The following is a 14,802-nucleotide window of genomic DNA, read 5'->3' as shown; positions in this document are numbered from 1 at the left end:
GGAAATGCGCGCAGATCTGTTGATTGTCGGTGCCGGTATGGTCGGCAGCGCACTGGCCCTGGCGTTGCGCCACAGTGGCTTGCAAATCCTCTTGCTCGACGGTGGCCCGCTGACGGTCAAGCCATTCGATGCCCAGGCTCCGTTCGAGCCGCGTGTCAGCGCGCTGTCGGCTGCCAGCCAGCGCATCCTCGAGCGCCTTGGCGCCTGGGACGGCATTGCCCAGCGGCGCGCCACGCCGTATTCCGACATGCATGTATGGGATGGCAGCGGCACCGGGCAGATTCATTTCTCGGCGGCCAGCGTGCATGCCCAGGTGCTCGGCCATATTGTCGAGAACCGGGTGGTGCAGGACGGCCTGCTGGAGCGCCTGCACGACAGCGACATTGGCCTGCTGGCGAATGCGCGGCTGGAGCAGCTGCGCCGATCTGGCGATGAATGGCTGCTGACCCTGGCCGATGGCCGGCAACTGCGCGCGCCGCTGGTAATCGCTGCTGATGGCGCCAATTCGGCAGTACGGCGCCTGGCGGGCTGTGAAACCCGCGAGTGGGATTACCTGCACCATGCCATCGTCACCAGCGTGCGTTGCAGCGGCGGGCACCAGGCCACGGCCTGGCAGCGCTTCACCGATGAAGGGCCATTGGCCTTTTTACCGTTGAGCCGCGATGGCCAGGAAGACTGGTGTTCGATCGTATGGTCGACCACCCCTGAGCATGCCGAGCAGCTGATGGCGATGGATGAAGCGGCCTTCATGCAGGCCCTGGAACGGGCCTTCGAAGGGCGCCTGGGGGGCGTGTTGCAGGCCGACCCACGGGTGTGCGTGCCGCTGCGCCAGCGTCACGCCAAGCGCTATGTGGATGAAGGCCTGGCCTTGATCGGTGATGCTGCACACACTATCCACCCGCTGGCCGGGCAGGGTGTGAACCTGGGCTTTCTCGATGCGGCGGTGTTGGCCGAGGTGCTGGTCAATGCCTGCGCGCGCGGCGAGCGGCTGGCCGATGTGAAGGTGCTGAGCCGTTACGAGCGCCGGCGCATGCCACACAACCTGGCGTTGATGGCGGCGATGGAGGGCTTCGAGAGGTTGTTCCAGGCCGATCCGCTGCCGTTGCGCTGGTTGCGCAACAGCGGGTTGAAGCTGGTGGAGCAGATGCCTGAAGCCAAAGCGCTGTTTGTGCGTCAGGCACTGGGTTTAAGTGGTGATCTGCCGGATCTGGCCAAGGCTTGAGCGTGCCGGGGCCGCGTTGCGGCCCTTTGCAACATTCGGTAACTGCTAGGTAGATGAGCCAGAAAATGGGATTCACTACCATTCGCACCTCTCATACCCTCCGAGGAGTGCTTTCCATGTTGCCACGCAAGCCCCTACTGGCCGCCCTGGCCCTGACTTTGTTCGGCGGCACCGCTCAAGCAGCGGACGAAGTGGTGGTGTACTCCTCGCGCATCGACGAGCTGATCAAGCCGGTGTTCGATGCCTATACCGCCAAGACCGGGGTCAAGGTCAAGTTCATCACCGACAAGGAAGCCCCGCTGATGCAGCGCATCAAGGCCGAGGGCGAAAACGGCGTGGCCGACCTGCTGCTGACGGTCGATGCCGGCAACCTGTGGCAGGCCGAGCAAATGGGCATCCTGCAGCCGATCAAGTCCGACATCATCGACCAGAACATTCCGCCACAGTACCGCGCCTCGTCCCATGACTGGACTGGTCTGAGCCTGCGTGCGCGCACCATCATCTACTCCACCGAGCGGGTCAAGCCGGCAGAGCTGAGCACCTACGAGGCGCTGGCCGACAAGCAGTGGGAAGGCCGCCTGTGCCTGCGCACGGCGAAGAAGGTGTACAACCAGTCGCTGACCGCTACCCTGATCGAAACCCATGGCGAGGCGAAGACCGAGCAAATCGTCAAAGGCTGGGTCAACAACCTGTCCACCGACGTGTTCTCCGACGACAATGCGGTGATCCAGGCCATCGAGGCCGGCCAGTGCGACGTGGGCGTGGTCAACACCTACTACTACGGCCGCCTGCACAAGCAGAACCCGCAACTGCCGGTGAAAATCTTCTGGCCCAACCAGGGCGACCGTGGCGTACATGTGAACCTGTCGGGCATTGGCCTGACCAAGCATGCGCCACACCCGGAAGCCGCGAAGAAACTGGTGGAGTGGATGACCGGCGAAGAAGCTCAGAAGCTGTTTGCCGACATCAACCAGGAATTCCCGGCCAACCCGAAGGTCAAGCCATCGGATGAAGTGGCAGCGTGGGGTAGCTTCAAGGCCGATAGCATTCCGGTGGAGATTGCCGGCAAGCGCCAGGCTGAAGCTATCCGCCTGATGGATCGGGCTGGCTACAACTAAGCGCCAGGCTTTATCCTTCCGGGGCCGTCAGAGGCCCCTTCGCGGGACAAGCCCGCTCCCACAGGACCTTCACAGGATCGATGCCTTGTGCGGTCCCTGTGGGAGCGGGCTTGTCCCGCGAACGACCGCGCAGCGGTCGCCATCGCAATCGAGAACCAAGCCTTGCCCCACACTCCCCAACGCCGCTGGTACCTCCCGGTCGCCATGATCGCCGCCTTGGTGCTGCTGCCCCTGAGCGTGCTGCTGTTGTCCTGGCAATCCGTCGACCTGCAGATCTGGTCGCACCTTCTCGACACCCAGATGAGCCGGCTGCTGGGCAATACCCTGGCCCTGGTAGTCGGCGTAGGCATCGGCGTCACTGTCCTGGGCGTCAGCCTGGCCTGGCTCACCAGCCTGTGCGAGTTCCCTGGCCGGCGCTGGCTGGACTGGGCGCTGATGTTGCCGTTCGCCATCCCTGCCTACGTGCTGGCATTCGTTTTCGTCGGCCTGCTGGATTTCGCCGGCCCGGTGCAAAGTGCGTTGCGTGAGGTGTTCGGGCCAATGCGCTTGCCACGGGTACGCTCCACCGGCGGGGTAATCATCGTCCTGGTGCTGGTGTTCTATCCCTACGTCTATCTGCTGGCGCGCACTGCCTTCATGGCCCAAGGCAAGGGCCTGATGGAAGCCGCGCGGGTACTGGGGCTCTCCCCATTGCAGGCATTCTGGCGCGTGGCCCTGCCCATGGCGCGGCCGGCAATCGGCGCCGGCATCGCCCTGGCGCTGATGGAAACCCTGGCCGACTTTGGTGCTGTAGCGGTATTCAACTTCGACACCTTCACCACCGCCATCTACAAGACCTGGTACGGCTTCTTCAGCCTGTCCAGTGCGGCCCAGCTGGCCAGCCTGCTGCTGTTGGCGGTGATGCTGGTGCTGTACGGCGAGCGCCGCGCCCGCGGCGCCAGTCGCAGTGGTAACGAGCGGCCGCGTGGTCAGGCGCTTTATCACCTGCGCGGGCTCAAGGCGGTGTTGGCCAGCGGCTGGTGCCTGCTGGTGTTCGCCTGCGCCTTCGTGATACCCCTGCTGCAGCTGCTGGTGTGGTTCTGGCAGCGCGGGCGGCATGACTTGGACGAGCGCTACGTCGGCCTGGTGCTGCACACCTTGTACCTGGGCGGGATGGCTGCTCTGGTTACGGTGTGTGTGGCGCTGCTGCTGGCTTTTGCCCGGCGCCAGGCGCCGACCGGCGCCATTCGCGCCGGGGTAGGTATGGCCAACCTGGGTTATGCCTTGCCCGGTTCGGTGCTGGCGGTGTCAATCATGCTGGCCTTCAGTTACCTCGACAACAACCTGGTCATCCCACTGTCCGGCTGGCTGGGCGGGGCGGGCAAACCGTTGCTGCTGGGTAGCCTGTCGGCGTTGCTGCTGGCCTACCTGGTGCGCTTCATCGCAGTCGCTTACGGGCCACTGGAGAGCAGCCTGGAACGCATCCGCCCGTCATTGCCGGAGGCTTCGCGCAGCCTGGGTGTCGGTGGCGCAAGATTGTTTTGCAAGGTGTATCTGCCGCTGCTGGTACCTGGTGTTCTTAGCGCCGCCTTGCTGGTGTTCGTCGACGTCCTCAAGGAAATGCCGGCCACCTTGCTGATGCGGCCGTTCGGCTGGGACACCCTTGCCGTGCGCGTGTTCGAGATGACCAGCGAAGGCGAGTGGGCGCGTGCTTCGCTGCCGGCGCTGACCTTGGTGCTGGTGGGCTTGCTGCCGGTCATCGGCCTGATCCGTCGTTCGGCCCGTCGACCCGGTCACAGTCACTGAGGATGCCAGCTTGCGACCTTGCGGCTACAATGCGCGGCATTCGCGCGGTGGGTGTTGAACAAGAAGAGCTGACGACCAACGTCATCGACCGCCGCCGCTTCGCCACGCCCGGAAGGAGAAACCCATGGGACAGCGCACGCTTTTGTATGACCTGCACCTGGCGCTAGGCGCCAAGCTGGTCGATTTTGGTGGCTGGGACATGCCCCTGCACTACGGCTCGCAGGTCGAGGAGCACCATCAGGTGCGCAGCGACTGCGGCGTCTTCGATGTTTCCCACATGACTGTGATCGATGTCGACGGCACCGATGCTACCGTTTGGCTGCAGCGCCTGCTGGCCAATGACGTGGCCCGCCTCGAAGGCACTGGCATGGCGCTGTACAGCCCGCTGCTGAACGAACTGGGCGGGGTGATCGATGATCTCATCGTCTATCGCACTGAATCCGGCTATCGCCTGGTCACCAACGCTGCCACCCGGGCCAGGGTGCTCGACTGGCTGCAACTGCAGCGTGCCAGTTTCAACGTGGGCTTCCAGGTCCGCCCCGACCTGGCCATCCTTGCCATCCAGGGGCCACACGCTCGCGAGAAAGTTGCAGCCCTGCTCAGCCCCGCACGCGCCGCGCTGATCCGCGAACTGCGCCCCTTTGAAGGCGTTACCGACGGCGACTGGTTCATCGCCCGCACCGGTTATACCGGCGAGGACGGCCTGGAGATCATCTTCCCGGGTGAGCAGGCCGTGGCCTTTTTCAACGACCTGGTCGGCGCGGGCATCGCCCCCAGCGGCCTGGGCGCCCGTGACACCTTGCGCCTGGAAGCCGGCATGAACCTCTACGGCCAGGACATCGACGAAGCCCACACCCCCCTTACCTCCAACCTGGGCTGGAGCATCGCCTGGGAGCCGGCCGGGCGTGACTTCATCGGCCGCACCGGCCTGCTGAAGGAAATCGAGCAGGGTGTGCAGGAAAAACTGGTCGGCCTGGTGCTGGAAGAGCGCGGCGTGCTGCGTGCCCACCAGGTCGTGCGTGTATCCGGCATTGGCGAAGGGGAGATCACCAGTGGTAGTTTCTCGCCTACGCTGAGCAAGTCCATTGCCTTGGCGCGCGTGCCCATGGCGACCGGTGACCGGGCCGAGGTGGAAATTCGCGGCAAGTGGTACCCGGTGCGGGTAGTCAAACCGACTTTCGTGCGCCACGGAAAGATCCTGATCTGAACAATTTTTAACCGGCGGGCGTACCGCTGAGCCAATCGAGGAATTCAAGACATGAGCAATATCCCCGCCGAACTGCGTTTTGCCGAAAGCCACGAGTGGGCGCGCCTGGAAGCCGACGGTACAGTGACCGTGGGCATCAGCGACCACGCCCAGCAAGCCCTGGGTGACGTGGTGTTCGTAGAGCTGGCTGAAGTCGGCAAAGTGTTTGGCGCTGGCGATGCTGCGGGTGTGGTGGAGTCGGTCAAGGCCGCTTCTGATATTTACGCCCCGGTGGGTGGCGAAGTGATCGCCGTTAACGAAGAACTGGCCGATAGCCCGGAACAGCTCAACGAAGAACCTTACGCTGCGTGGATCTTCAAGCTGAAGCCAAGCAACCCTGCCGAGCTGGACAAGCTGCTTGATGCTGCTGGCTATCAAGCCGCCATCGGCGAGTAAATCCCCGTTGCCTGCTCCCACAGCGTAAGCGCCCGCCGCTGGCCGGTGATTAACCTGTGGGGGCGGCAGCCTCGCGAAGAGGCCGGGCCTGCAAACAAGTTTCCCCGCACAATCGGCAATCCCTTCCTAGACTTGTAAGTCTCCATGAGAGCTGTTCCAGGAAGAGAGCGTCGTCATGTCCCAGTCGCCATCCCTGCACCAACTGCAAGAGCTCAACCCGTTCCTGCGTCGCCACTTAGGCCCGGATGCCACGGAGCAACAAGCCATGCTCAACGCGCTGGGCATCGCCAGCCGCAGTGAGCTGATCGAGCAGACCGTACCGCCAGACATCCGCTTCAACCGCCCCCTCGACCTGCCACCGGCGCTGGACGAGCAGGCTGCCTTGGCCAAGCTTGCTGGCTACGCCGCGCAAAACCAGGTCTGGACCAGCCTGATCGGCATGGGCTATCACGGCACTATCACCCCCACGGTGATCCTGCGCAACGTACTGGAAAACCCCGGTTGGTACACTGCGTACACGCCCTACCAGCCTGAAATTGCCCAAGGCCGGCTGGAGGCGTTGTTGAACTTCCAGCAGATGGTCATCGACCTCACTGGTTTGGCGCTGGCCAATGCTTCGCTGCTCGATGAGGCCACCGCCGCGGCCGAGGCCATGGCCCTGGCCAAGCGGGTGGCACGCAACAAGAGCAATGCGTTCTTCGCCGATGAGCACTGCCACCCACAGACCTTGTCGGTACTCAGGACCCGCGCAGAGGGCTTTGGCTTCGAGCTGATCGTCGACTCTGTGGATAACCTGGCCAGCCATTCGGTGTTCGGCGCCTTGCTGCAATACCCCGACACCCATGGCGAAGTGCGCGACCTGCGCCCGCTGATCGATCAGTTGCACAGCCAGCAGGCCCTGGCTTGCGTGGCGGCCGACTTGTTGAGCCTGGTGGTGCTCGCGCCACCCGGTGAGCTGGGCGCCGATGTGGTTTTGGGCTCGACCCAGCGCTTTGGCGTGCCGATGGGCTACGGCGGCCCCCACGCGGCCTATTTCGCCTGCCGCGACGACTACAAGCGGGCCATGCCCGGGCGCATCATCGGCGTATCGCGTGATGCCCGTGGCAACACCGCGCTGCGTATGGCTCTGCAGACCCGCGAGCAGCATATCCGCCGCGAGAAGGCCAACTCCAACATCTGCACGGCGCAGGTGCTACTGGCCAACATCGCCGGCTTCTATGCCGTCTACCACGGCCCAGAAGGCCTGCAACGCATTGCCCAGCGCGTGCACCGGCTGACCTTCATCCTGGCCGCCGGGCTGGAAGCCAAAGGCATCCAGCGCCTCAACCAGCAGTTCTTCGACACCCTCACCCTGAATGTCGGTGGCGCCCAGGCCGCGATAATCGAAAGCGCTGAAGCCGCGCAGATCAACCTGCGCATACTGGGCCGCGGCCACCTGGGCGTTAGCCTGGACGAAACCTGCAACGAACAGACGGTGTTGCGCCTGCTGGATATCTTCCTGGGGGTGGATCACGGCCTGGAGATTGCCGCCCTCGACCAGTTGGCCATGCCCGAAGGTATCCCCGCCAGCCTGGTGCGGCGTACCCCGTTCCTCGCGCACCCGGTGTTCAACCTGCACCACAGCGAAACCGAGATGCTGCGCTACCTCAAGCAGCTGGAGAACAAGGACCTGGCGCTGAACCAATCGATGATTCCGCTGGGCTCGTGCACCATGAAGCTCAATGCCACCAGCGAGATGATCCCGATCACCTGGCCCGGGTTTGCCCAGCTACACCCGTTTTCCCCGGCGGGGCAGGCCATCGGCTACAAGGCGATGATCGACGAGCTTGAGAGCTGGCTGTGCGCGATCACCGGCTTCGATGCCATCTGCATGCAGCCCAACTCTGGCGCCCAGGGCGAATACGCCGGGCTGATGGCCATTACCCGTTATCACCGCAGCCGCCACCAGCCTCAGCGCACGTTGTGCCTGATACCGTCGTCGGCTCACGGCACCAACCCGGCGTCGGCGCAAATGGCCGGCATGGAGGTGGTGATCGTCGATTGCGATAATGACGGCAACGTCGACCTGGTCGATCTCAAAGCCAAGGCCAGCGCGGCCGGCGAGCGGTTGTCGTGCCTGATGATCACCTACCCTTCGACCCACGGGGTGTACGAAGAGGGCATTCGCGAAATTTGCGGAGTGGTGCACCAGCACGGCGGCCAGGTGTACATGGACGGCGCCAACCTCAATGCCCAGGTGGGCCTGGCGCGCCCGGCGGACATCGGCGCCGACGTTTCACACATGAACCTGCACAAGACCTTCTGCATCCCCCACGGCGGAGGGGGGCCGGGCATGGGACCGATCGGCATTCGCGGGCACCTCAAGCCGTTCGTCGCCAGCCACCCGGTAGTACCGGTGCCCGGCCTGGACCCGAACAACAGCGCGGTCAGTGCCGCACCCTGGGGCAGTGCGAGCATCCTGCCGATCAGCTGGATGTACATCGCCATGATGGGCCCGCAGCTGGCCGACGCCAGTGAGGTGGCGATCCTGTCAGCCAACTACCTGGCCAGCCAGCTGGGCGGCGCGTTTCCGGTGCTTTACCGCGGGCGCAACCAGCGTGTGGCGCACGAGTGTATCCTCGACCTGCGGCCGTTGAAGGCGCTGACCGGTATCAGCGAGGAGGACGTGGCCAAGCGCCTGATGGACTATGGCTTCCATGCGCCGACCATGTCGTTTCCGGTGCCGGGTACGCTGATGGTGGAGCCGACGGAGAGTGAGTCCAAGGCTGAGCTGGACCGCTTTGTCGAGGCGATGCTGGCGATTCGTGCGGAGATTGCCGAGGTGCAGGAGGGTAACTGGCCAGCGGAGAACAACCCGCTCAAGCATGCGCCGCATACCTTGGCCGATGTGCTGGGCGTGTGGGACAGGCCCTATAGCCTGGAGCAGGCGGTGGCGCCCAGCGCCCATGTCCGCCAGCACAAGTACTGGCCGGCGGTAAACCGGGTGGACAACGTGTATGGAGACCGCAATCTGTTCTGTGCGTGTGTACCGGTGGACGCTTACCGGTAGGGCAGAAGACTGGTGTCGCCCGCTTCGCGGGGGAGGCCCGCGAAGCAGGCAAGGCGGTTACTCGGCTACTGCATTCTTGGCCAGGATGGCATTGGCCAATTCCATGTCCGAAGCCTGCAGCCCCGGGTGCTCGGCCCGGGCCTGGCGCATGGCTGCTTCCAGGAACGGCCCACGGATCGCGCCTTCACTGGCGACGAAGCTGCTGGCGTCATCCTGCGCGGCCACTACCAGCTTGTGATCCCGCGAGGTCAGGTAGCTCGATGCCGTAGTAGCACCGGAGGTCATTACGTTACGCCAGAAGGTATCGGCCATGGCCGAGCCTATAGGCAGCGAAAGCAAGGCAGCGGCGGCGATGGCGGTTTTGAGACGCATGTTGAAACACCTCGAAGGGTGAGGGTTGAAGATGCGCGGTTGGATCTTTTTCAACGAGGCAAGTTCCTGAATACAGTGGGCTTTTCGTCAGCTGCAGACGCGCAGCACCTCCTCCTCACGCGTCTGCCCACAGGCCACTTTCGCTTCGCCGCAGCGGCGCAGATCAACCAGGCCGTCGAGCACTGCCTGGCGCCGTAGCTGGTTCAGGTCGGCGTTCGGGCCGATCAATGCACGCAGGCTGTCACTGGGCTCGAGCAGTTCGAACAAACCCGTACGCCCGTGAAAGCCGGTGCCCCGGCAGGTTCGGCAATTGCCCGATGCAGCCACTTGGCAATCCGTGCACAAGGTGCGCACCAAGCGCTGGGCCATCACGGCGATCAGTGTCGCCTTTATCAGGTAATCGGCGACACCCAGTTCTTGCAGGCGGGTAATTGCCGCACAGGCGTCGTTGGTATGCAGAGTGGACAGCACCAGGTGCCCAGTCAGGGCTGCCTGCACCGCCACCAAGGCCGTTTCGCGATCGCGGATTTCGCCAACCATGATGATGTCCGGATCCTGTCGCAGCAGGGCCCGCACGCCGTCGGCAAAGCCCAGGTCCAAGGCTGGCTGGACCTGCAACTGGTTGAAGGCCGGTTCCAGGCGCTCGATCGGATCCTCGATGGTGCACAGGTTGACCTGGGGCGTCGCCAGCAGCTTGAGGCTGGCATACAGCGTACTGGTCTTGCCGGAGCCGGTTGGGCCAGTGACCAGGATGATCCCTTGGCGCTGGCGCAGCAGGGCTTGCCACTGGGCCAGCTGCTGGCCTTGCAGGCCGAGGCGGTCGAAGCCATCTTGCAGCTGGTTCGGGTCAAACAGGCGCAGCACCAGCTTCTCGCCAAACGGGGTTGGCAGGGTCGATAGCCGTAGTTCCACCTCACCGCCGCCTGGCAGTCGGCTTTGCAGCCGGCCGTCCTGTGGGCGGCGCTTTTCCGCCACATCCATGCGACCCAGGTGCTTCAGGCGGCTGACTAGCGCCAGGGTGACCCCGGCAGGGAAGGCGTACACGTTATGCAGCAGGCCGTCGATGCGGTAGCGCAGCTGACCCTGGTCGCGGCGGGGTTCAAGGTGAATATCGCTGGCGCGCTGTTCGATGGCGTACTGCAGCAGCCAGTCGACGATATGCACGATGTGGGCGTCGTCGGCGCTGGCTTCGGATTGGCGCTTGCCCAGTTCCAGCAATTGCTCCAGTTCGCCCAGGCTGGCGGCTTGCTGGTGTTGCGCCCCTTTCACCGACTGGGCCAGGCGCTGGAACGATTGGCCTGACTGGCGGATCTGCAACGGGCTGGCCAGCACGCGACGGATTGGCCGGCCGAGGCTGCGGGCCAGGTCGGCCTGCCAGTCATCCTGATAGGGCTGAGCGCTGGCGACGGTAACGCTGGTAGCGTCGGCGGCGATGATAAGGATGCCGTGGCGCTGGGCGAAGGCCGGAGAGATCAGGCCGCTGACCTGGGGCAGGTCGAGCTGGATGGGATCGATGCGCAGGTAGGGTTGGCCAACCTTGCTCGCCAGCCATTGGCAGAGGTGATCGAGGTCCAGCGGCTGGCCCGGGTGCTGGCGGTTTTCCAGGCTGCAGGCGGCGATTTGTTCCAGTGGGTGGCGGGTGGGGTCGGCGGCGGCGTGTTCGAGCACGTTCAGGGTGTCGCTGGCATGCAGGCATTGGTCAGCGAGCAGGGCCTGGAGCACGTGGTTGAGGTCGAGTGCCGGGTTCTCAGGGGTGTGCATGATGGGCGTCCGTGCCTGTAGGAATGGGCTGAACAAGGCTAGCCGCGTGGGGCGGGATCATCATGCGCGAAGGGTTTCGGGATTTTGCTGTGCCTGTGCCGGCGATAGGGCCGGTGCAGGCTCATACGACTGCCAGCTCCAAACGCTGCAGGTTGTTCAGGCTCACCTCGCCCACACACACCAGGTTACGGAGTTTCTGCGCAATCACCTCGGCCCGGTGCCAGCTCAGGCCGCCGACACCCACTTCGATATCCAGCCAGTCATCCTGCTGGCTGACCTGCACGCTGTGCGGCGTGAGGAACTGCAGGGCGAACAGGTTGAGCACCCGACAAAGGCTGTCGGGCTCTGCGTCGGCTTGCAGGCGGTAATGGACGGTGCTGTGGGCGTTGTGGGCGGCCCAGGCGTCGGTACGGGGCTGTGCGTTCATACTGGTCTCCGCAAATGTGGGAGAAATTCTTGCACGTTGTGGGCGGTATTTTTTCGCTATGATTTGGTTATATCCCATTTATAGCGAATAATTTAATCCAACATAAGCCGATATGGAGACTTAAAAATGCACAGCGAGCTGGACGCATACGACCGGCGGATTCTCGAACTGCTGCAAGAGGACGCTTCGCTGTCCAGCGCGCAGATCGCCGAGCGTGTCGGGCTGTCGCAATCGCCGTGCTGGCGGCGTATTCAGCGCTTGAAGGAGGAGGGGATAATTCGTGGGCAGGTAACTTTGCTCGACCGCAAGAAGGTCGGCCTGAACACGCAGATTTTTGCCGAAGTGAAACTGAACGCCCACGGGCGCTCCAACTTTACCGAGTTCACCGAGGCGATCCGCGGGTTCCCTGAAGTGCTGGAGTGTTATGTGCTGATGGGGGCCGTGGACTTTCTGCTGCGTATCGTCACGTCGGACATAGAAGCCTACGAGCGTTTCTTCTTTGAAAAGCTGTCGAACGTGCCGGGTATACAGGAGGTGAACTCGATTGTGGCGCTGTCCGAAATCAAGTCCACCACCAGCCTGCCGCTGTCGCGGTGAGGCCATTCGCGGGTAAACCCGCTCCTACACCGGCCTCACGCCTGGCGCGAACCCTTTGTAGGAGCGTGTTACCCGCGAAGCAGGCGACGCGGTATCACGCCTTGAGCAGGTGCTTCCAGCCGCGGCTCTGGTCCACTGCCCGAGCCTGTTCGATGCGGGCTTCCAGGACTTCATCGCTGATCGGCAGCTCGGCCAACTCGTGCAGTTTCTTCAGGTCGCCATACAGGCGGTCCATCTGCGGCGCTTCCAGCACCTGGCGCGCATGATGCAACCAGGCCAGCAGCTGTTCGAGGCGCGGCAACTGCTCGGCCAGGTCTTCCGGGCGTTGGGTGTACAGCGGCAGCTTCAGCGCACGGCCTTCTTCGCCCAGCAAGTGCCCCATCCAGCTGGCCAGCTGCGCCTTGCCCTGGCGTTCGCCACGGCCTTTACGCTCCACGGTCCAGGCACGGGCCAGCAGCCAGCGCGAGGTTTCCAGCGAGAACTGGCCCCAGCGCACGTCTTCCAGTTCTTCGGCAAACTGCTCAGGCGCGGCGCGGCGGATGTCTTCGTCATCGTTGCCAGCGTGCACCAGCGGGCGCCAGTCTTCGAGCAGGGCGTCCAGGCTGCTGCGCAGTTCGCGGGTAGTGGCACGCGGCGCGGCCTGGCCAAGGCTGGCGGTGAGGGCACGCAGCTCGCTCAAGCACTCGACCCAGTCCTGAAGCAGGCGCCAGTGGCCGTTGTGGCGATATTGCTCGGCCAGGCGCTGGCTGCTGCCCAGCAGCTGCCAGGCCAGCGCGGCGTAGGCGTCGTCCACGGCCATTTCGGCTTCCAGCTCGGTGGCTGGCAGGCCCAGCTCGTAGCTGTCCGGTTCCAGCAGGCGGTAGCCACGCTCGGCCTTGCTGATGTCGCAAGGCATCAGCGGCAGGCTGGCGGCCAGCTCGGCAGCCAGCTCCAGCAGTGCCTGCGGCTCACCTTCGCGCAGTTCCAGCTCCAGCTCGCAGATTTCTTCCTTGCGCTTGCCGGCGACCACGAAGCCCTGGTCCAGCGCGGCCTCGATCACTACCTTGCTTTTGCCACGGCCCCAGGCGATTTCAGCGAACTCGCGGGTGAAGTCGGTGGTGAACAGTGGCTTGATGGTCTTTTTGTCCAGGTCCGCCAGTTGCTCAGGCCAGCAGGTGGCGTCGAGCTTTTTCAGGTCGAGCTTGGCCTTGTCCAGATTCCACTCGTACTCGTTGCGCTCGGAGAGCCCCGCCACGCTCTGACCGCGGCACTTGAGGGTCTGGATAACCACATCGCCATCGCGGCGCAGGCGCAGGGCCACACGCGCGGCGGACAGTTCACGCTCAGGGGTATCGAAGTACTGGTTGGTCAGTTCGCGGGTCTGCCAGCCGGACTTGTTGCGCTTTTTCAGCAGAGGGTGCTCGCGCAGGGCGGCAAGGGTCTCGCGGCTGGCGCGGAGCTTGAGTTCGGTTTCTTTGTGCATCACAGACTCGAAGGAGGGGGCGTGGTTGGCAAGGAGTTTACAGTAGTCGGCTGTCGACTGTTGGATCCTGGTGCCTTCTTCGCGGGCTTGCCCTGCGAACGATAGGCATTGTTATGATGGGTGACGCTTCCGAGGAGTACGCGCATGCCGTTGCCGACGCTGAAAGACCAGTTTGCCGCTTTGATCGCTGCGCCGTCGGTCAGTTGCACCCAGCCTGCGCTGGACCAGTCCAACCGGCAGGTCATCGACCTGCTGGCCAGCTGGCTGGGTGACCTGGGTTTCAAATGCGATATCCAGCAAGTCACCCCCGGCAAGTTCAACCTGCTGGCCAGCCGTGGCTCAGGCCCAGGCGGCCTGGTGCTGGCCGGGCACAGCGACACGGTACCCTATGACGAACAGCTGTGGAGCAGCGACCCGCTGAAGCTGACCGAGGCCGATGGCCGCTGGGTCGGCCTGGGCAGCTGCGACATGAAAGGCTTCTTCGCCTTGGTCATCGAGGCTGTCATTCCGCTGCTGGAGCACGATTTCAAGCAGCCGCTGCTGATCCTCGCCACCTGCGACGAAGAGAGCTCGATGTCTGGCGCCCGTGCCCTGGCCGAGGCTGGTCAGCCCTTGGGCCGTGCAGCCGTGATCGGCGAGCCTACCGGCCTGCGGCCGATCCGTATGCACAAGGGGATCCTCATGGATCGCATCGACATCCTTGGGCGCAGCGGCCATTCGTCGGACCCAAGCCTGGGCCGTAGCGCCCTGGAGGCCATGCACGCGGTAATGGGCGAGCTGATGGGCTTGCGCCAGCAGTGGCAGCAAACCTATCGCAACCCGCAGTTCACCGTGCCGACCCCGACCATGAACTTCGGCTGCATCCACGGCGGCGACAACCCCAACCGCATTTGCGGCCAGTGCGCCCTGGAGTTCGACCTGCGACCGCTGCCGGGCATGGACGTCGAGCAACTGCGCGCGGCCATTCGCGAAAAGCTGGTGCCGGTGGCCGAGCGCCATGAGGTGCGGATCGACTACGCGCCGCTGTTCCCCGAAGTGCCGCCGTTCGAGCAGGACGCTGACGCCGAACTGGTACAAGTGGCGGAACGCCTGACCGGCCATCGCGCCGAAGCGGTGGCGTTCGGCACCGAAGCGCCTTATCTTCAGCAGCTGGGTTGCCAGACCATCGTGCTGGGCCCCGGCGACATCGCCTGTGCCCACCAACCTGGCGAATACCTTGAAATGTCACGAATCGAGCCTACCGTGCGTCTATTGCGTGACCTGATCCGGCACTATTGCCTGCACTAAACGTCAATCGAACTGATTCGTTCCTGCCTAGAGGAGACCGCGCGTGACCGCAAGCCTGTTCCGACGATGATCCTGAACGC

The 14,802-nt window shown here is 64.0% G+C and carries 12 protein-coding genes; 8 read left to right on the top strand and 4 right to left on the bottom strand.

Annotation, left to right across the window (positions count from 1 at the left end):
• Positions 1-4: 4 nt before the first annotated feature.
• The 6 genes from DMX11_RS04085 (at position 5) to gcvP (ending at position 8,816) form a co-directional block, all read left to right on the top strand.
• Entirely contained in the window at positions 5-1,222 is a 1,218-nt protein-coding gene (locus tag DMX11_RS04085) for a 2-octaprenyl-3-methyl-6-methoxy-1,4-benzoquinol hydroxylase (protein WP_177410708.1), read from the top strand.
• A 116-nt stretch (positions 1,223-1,338) separates the two neighbouring features.
• Positions 1,339-2,340, top strand: coding sequence for an extracellular solute-binding protein (locus DMX11_RS04080; protein ID WP_110743343.1), 1,002 nt, complete (start codon positions 1,339-1,341; stop codon positions 2,338-2,340).
• Between the two features lie 204 nt (positions 2,341-2,544).
• Complete coding sequence (locus DMX11_RS04075) at positions 2,545-4,125, top strand: iron ABC transporter permease (protein WP_177410707.1); 1,581 nt, start codon at positions 2,545-2,547, stop codon at positions 4,123-4,125.
• Positions 4,126-4,249: 124 nt separating this feature from the next.
• Entirely contained in the window at positions 4,250-5,332 is a 1,083-nt protein-coding gene (gene gcvT, locus DMX11_RS04070; protein ID WP_110743342.1) for a glycine cleavage system aminomethyltransferase GcvT, read from the top strand.
• A 51-nt stretch (positions 5,333-5,383) separates the two neighbouring features.
• Entirely contained in the window at positions 5,384-5,767 is a 384-nt protein-coding gene (gene gcvH, locus DMX11_RS04065) for a glycine cleavage system protein GcvH (RefSeq protein WP_110743341.1), read from the top strand.
• A gap of 175 nt (positions 5,768-5,942) precedes the next feature.
• Positions 5,943-8,816, top strand: a complete 2,874-nt coding sequence (gene gcvP / locus DMX11_RS04060) for an aminomethyl-transferring glycine dehydrogenase (RefSeq protein WP_110743340.1) — start codon at positions 5,943-5,945, stop codon at positions 8,814-8,816.
• Between the two features lie 57 nt (positions 8,817-8,873).
• Here the strand turns inward: gcvP and DMX11_RS04055 are convergent, their stop codons facing one another.
• The 3 genes from DMX11_RS04055 to DMX11_RS04045 all read right to left on the bottom strand — a co-directional run bounded on the left by DMX11_RS04055 (position 8,874) and on the right by DMX11_RS04045 (position 11,376).
• Positions 8,874-9,188, bottom strand: coding sequence for a DUF2388 domain-containing protein (locus DMX11_RS04055; protein ID WP_110743339.1), 315 nt, complete (start codon positions 9,186-9,188; stop codon positions 8,874-8,876).
• An 87-nt stretch (positions 9,189-9,275) separates the two neighbouring features.
• Positions 9,276-10,949 (bottom strand): GspE/PulE family protein, encoded by a 1,674-nt coding sequence (locus DMX11_RS04050; protein ID WP_110743338.1) that lies wholly within the window; start codon positions 10,947-10,949, stop codon positions 9,276-9,278.
• Positions 10,950-11,070: 121 nt separating this feature from the next.
• Positions 11,071-11,376, bottom strand: coding sequence for a hypothetical protein (locus DMX11_RS04045; RefSeq protein WP_110743337.1), 306 nt, complete (start codon positions 11,374-11,376; stop codon positions 11,071-11,073).
• Between the two features lie 126 nt (positions 11,377-11,502).
• Here DMX11_RS04045 and DMX11_RS04040 point away from each other — a divergent pair, with 126 nt between their 5' ends.
• Positions 11,503-11,973 carry an Lrp/AsnC family transcriptional regulator gene (locus tag DMX11_RS04040; RefSeq protein ID WP_110743336.1) on the top strand — a complete coding sequence of 157 codons (471 nt, stop codon included), beginning with the start codon at positions 11,503-11,505 and terminating at the stop codon, positions 11,971-11,973.
• 94 nt (positions 11,974-12,067) lie between these two features.
• Here DMX11_RS04040 and DMX11_RS04035 read toward each other — a convergent pair whose 3' ends face one another.
• Positions 12,068-13,435: a CYTH domain-containing protein gene (locus DMX11_RS04035; RefSeq protein ID WP_110743335.1), complete on the bottom strand. Its 1,368-nt coding sequence runs from the start codon at positions 13,433-13,435 to the stop codon at positions 12,068-12,070.
• A 144-nt stretch (positions 13,436-13,579) separates the two neighbouring features.
• Here DMX11_RS04035 and argE point away from each other — a divergent pair, with 144 nt between their 5' ends.
• Positions 13,580-14,722 carry an acetylornithine deacetylase gene (gene argE / locus DMX11_RS04030; protein WP_110743334.1) on the top strand — a complete coding sequence of 381 codons (1,143 nt, stop codon included), beginning with the start codon at positions 13,580-13,582 and terminating at the stop codon, positions 14,720-14,722.
• Positions 14,723-14,802: the final 80 nt, after the last annotated feature.

The organism is Pseudomonas sp. LB-090624, assembly GCF_003205205.1.
GTDB lineage: Bacteria > Pseudomonadota > Gammaproteobacteria > Pseudomonadales > Pseudomonadaceae > Aquipseudomonas.
This window is presented reverse-complemented; position numbering and strand designations above follow the sequence as displayed.

Excerpts from the sequence above, each read along its gene's own strand:
- DMX11_RS04080 (WP_110743343.1), top strand. The coding sequence starts at position 1,339 with ATGTTGCCACGCAAGCCCCTACTGGCCGCCCTGGCCCTGACTTTGTTC.
- gcvT (WP_110743342.1), top strand. The coding sequence starts at position 4,250 with ATGGGACAGCGCACGCTTTTGTATGACCTGCACCTGGCGCTAGGCGCC.
- DMX11_RS04085 (WP_177410708.1), top strand. The coding sequence starts at position 5 with ATGCGCGCAGATCTGTTGATTGTCGGTGCCGGTATGGTCGGCAGCGCA.
- DMX11_RS04075 (WP_177410707.1), top strand. The coding sequence starts at position 2,545 with ATGATCGCCGCCTTGGTGCTGCTGCCCCTGAGCGTGCTGCTGTTGTCC.
- DMX11_RS04055 (WP_110743339.1), bottom strand. The coding sequence starts at position 9,188 with ATGCGTCTCAAAACCGCCATCGCCGCCGCTGCCTTGCTTTCGCTGCCT.
- DMX11_RS04045 (WP_110743337.1), bottom strand. The coding sequence starts at position 11,376 with ATGAACGCACAGCCCCGTACCGACGCCTGGGCCGCCCACAACGCCCAC.
- gcvP (WP_110743340.1), top strand. The coding sequence starts at position 5,943 with ATGTCCCAGTCGCCATCCCTGCACCAACTGCAAGAGCTCAACCCGTTC.
- argE (WP_110743334.1), top strand. The coding sequence starts at position 13,580 with ATGCCGTTGCCGACGCTGAAAGACCAGTTTGCCGCTTTGATCGCTGCG.
- gcvH (WP_110743341.1), top strand. The coding sequence starts at position 5,384 with ATGAGCAATATCCCCGCCGAACTGCGTTTTGCCGAAAGCCACGAGTGG.
- DMX11_RS04035 (WP_110743335.1), bottom strand. The coding sequence starts at position 13,435 with ATGCACAAAGAAACCGAACTCAAGCTCCGCGCCAGCCGCGAGACCCTT.
- DMX11_RS04050 (WP_110743338.1), bottom strand. The coding sequence starts at position 10,949 with ATGCACACCCCTGAGAACCCGGCACTCGACCTCAACCACGTGCTCCAG.
- DMX11_RS04040 (WP_110743336.1), top strand. The coding sequence starts at position 11,503 with ATGCACAGCGAGCTGGACGCATACGACCGGCGGATTCTCGAACTGCTG.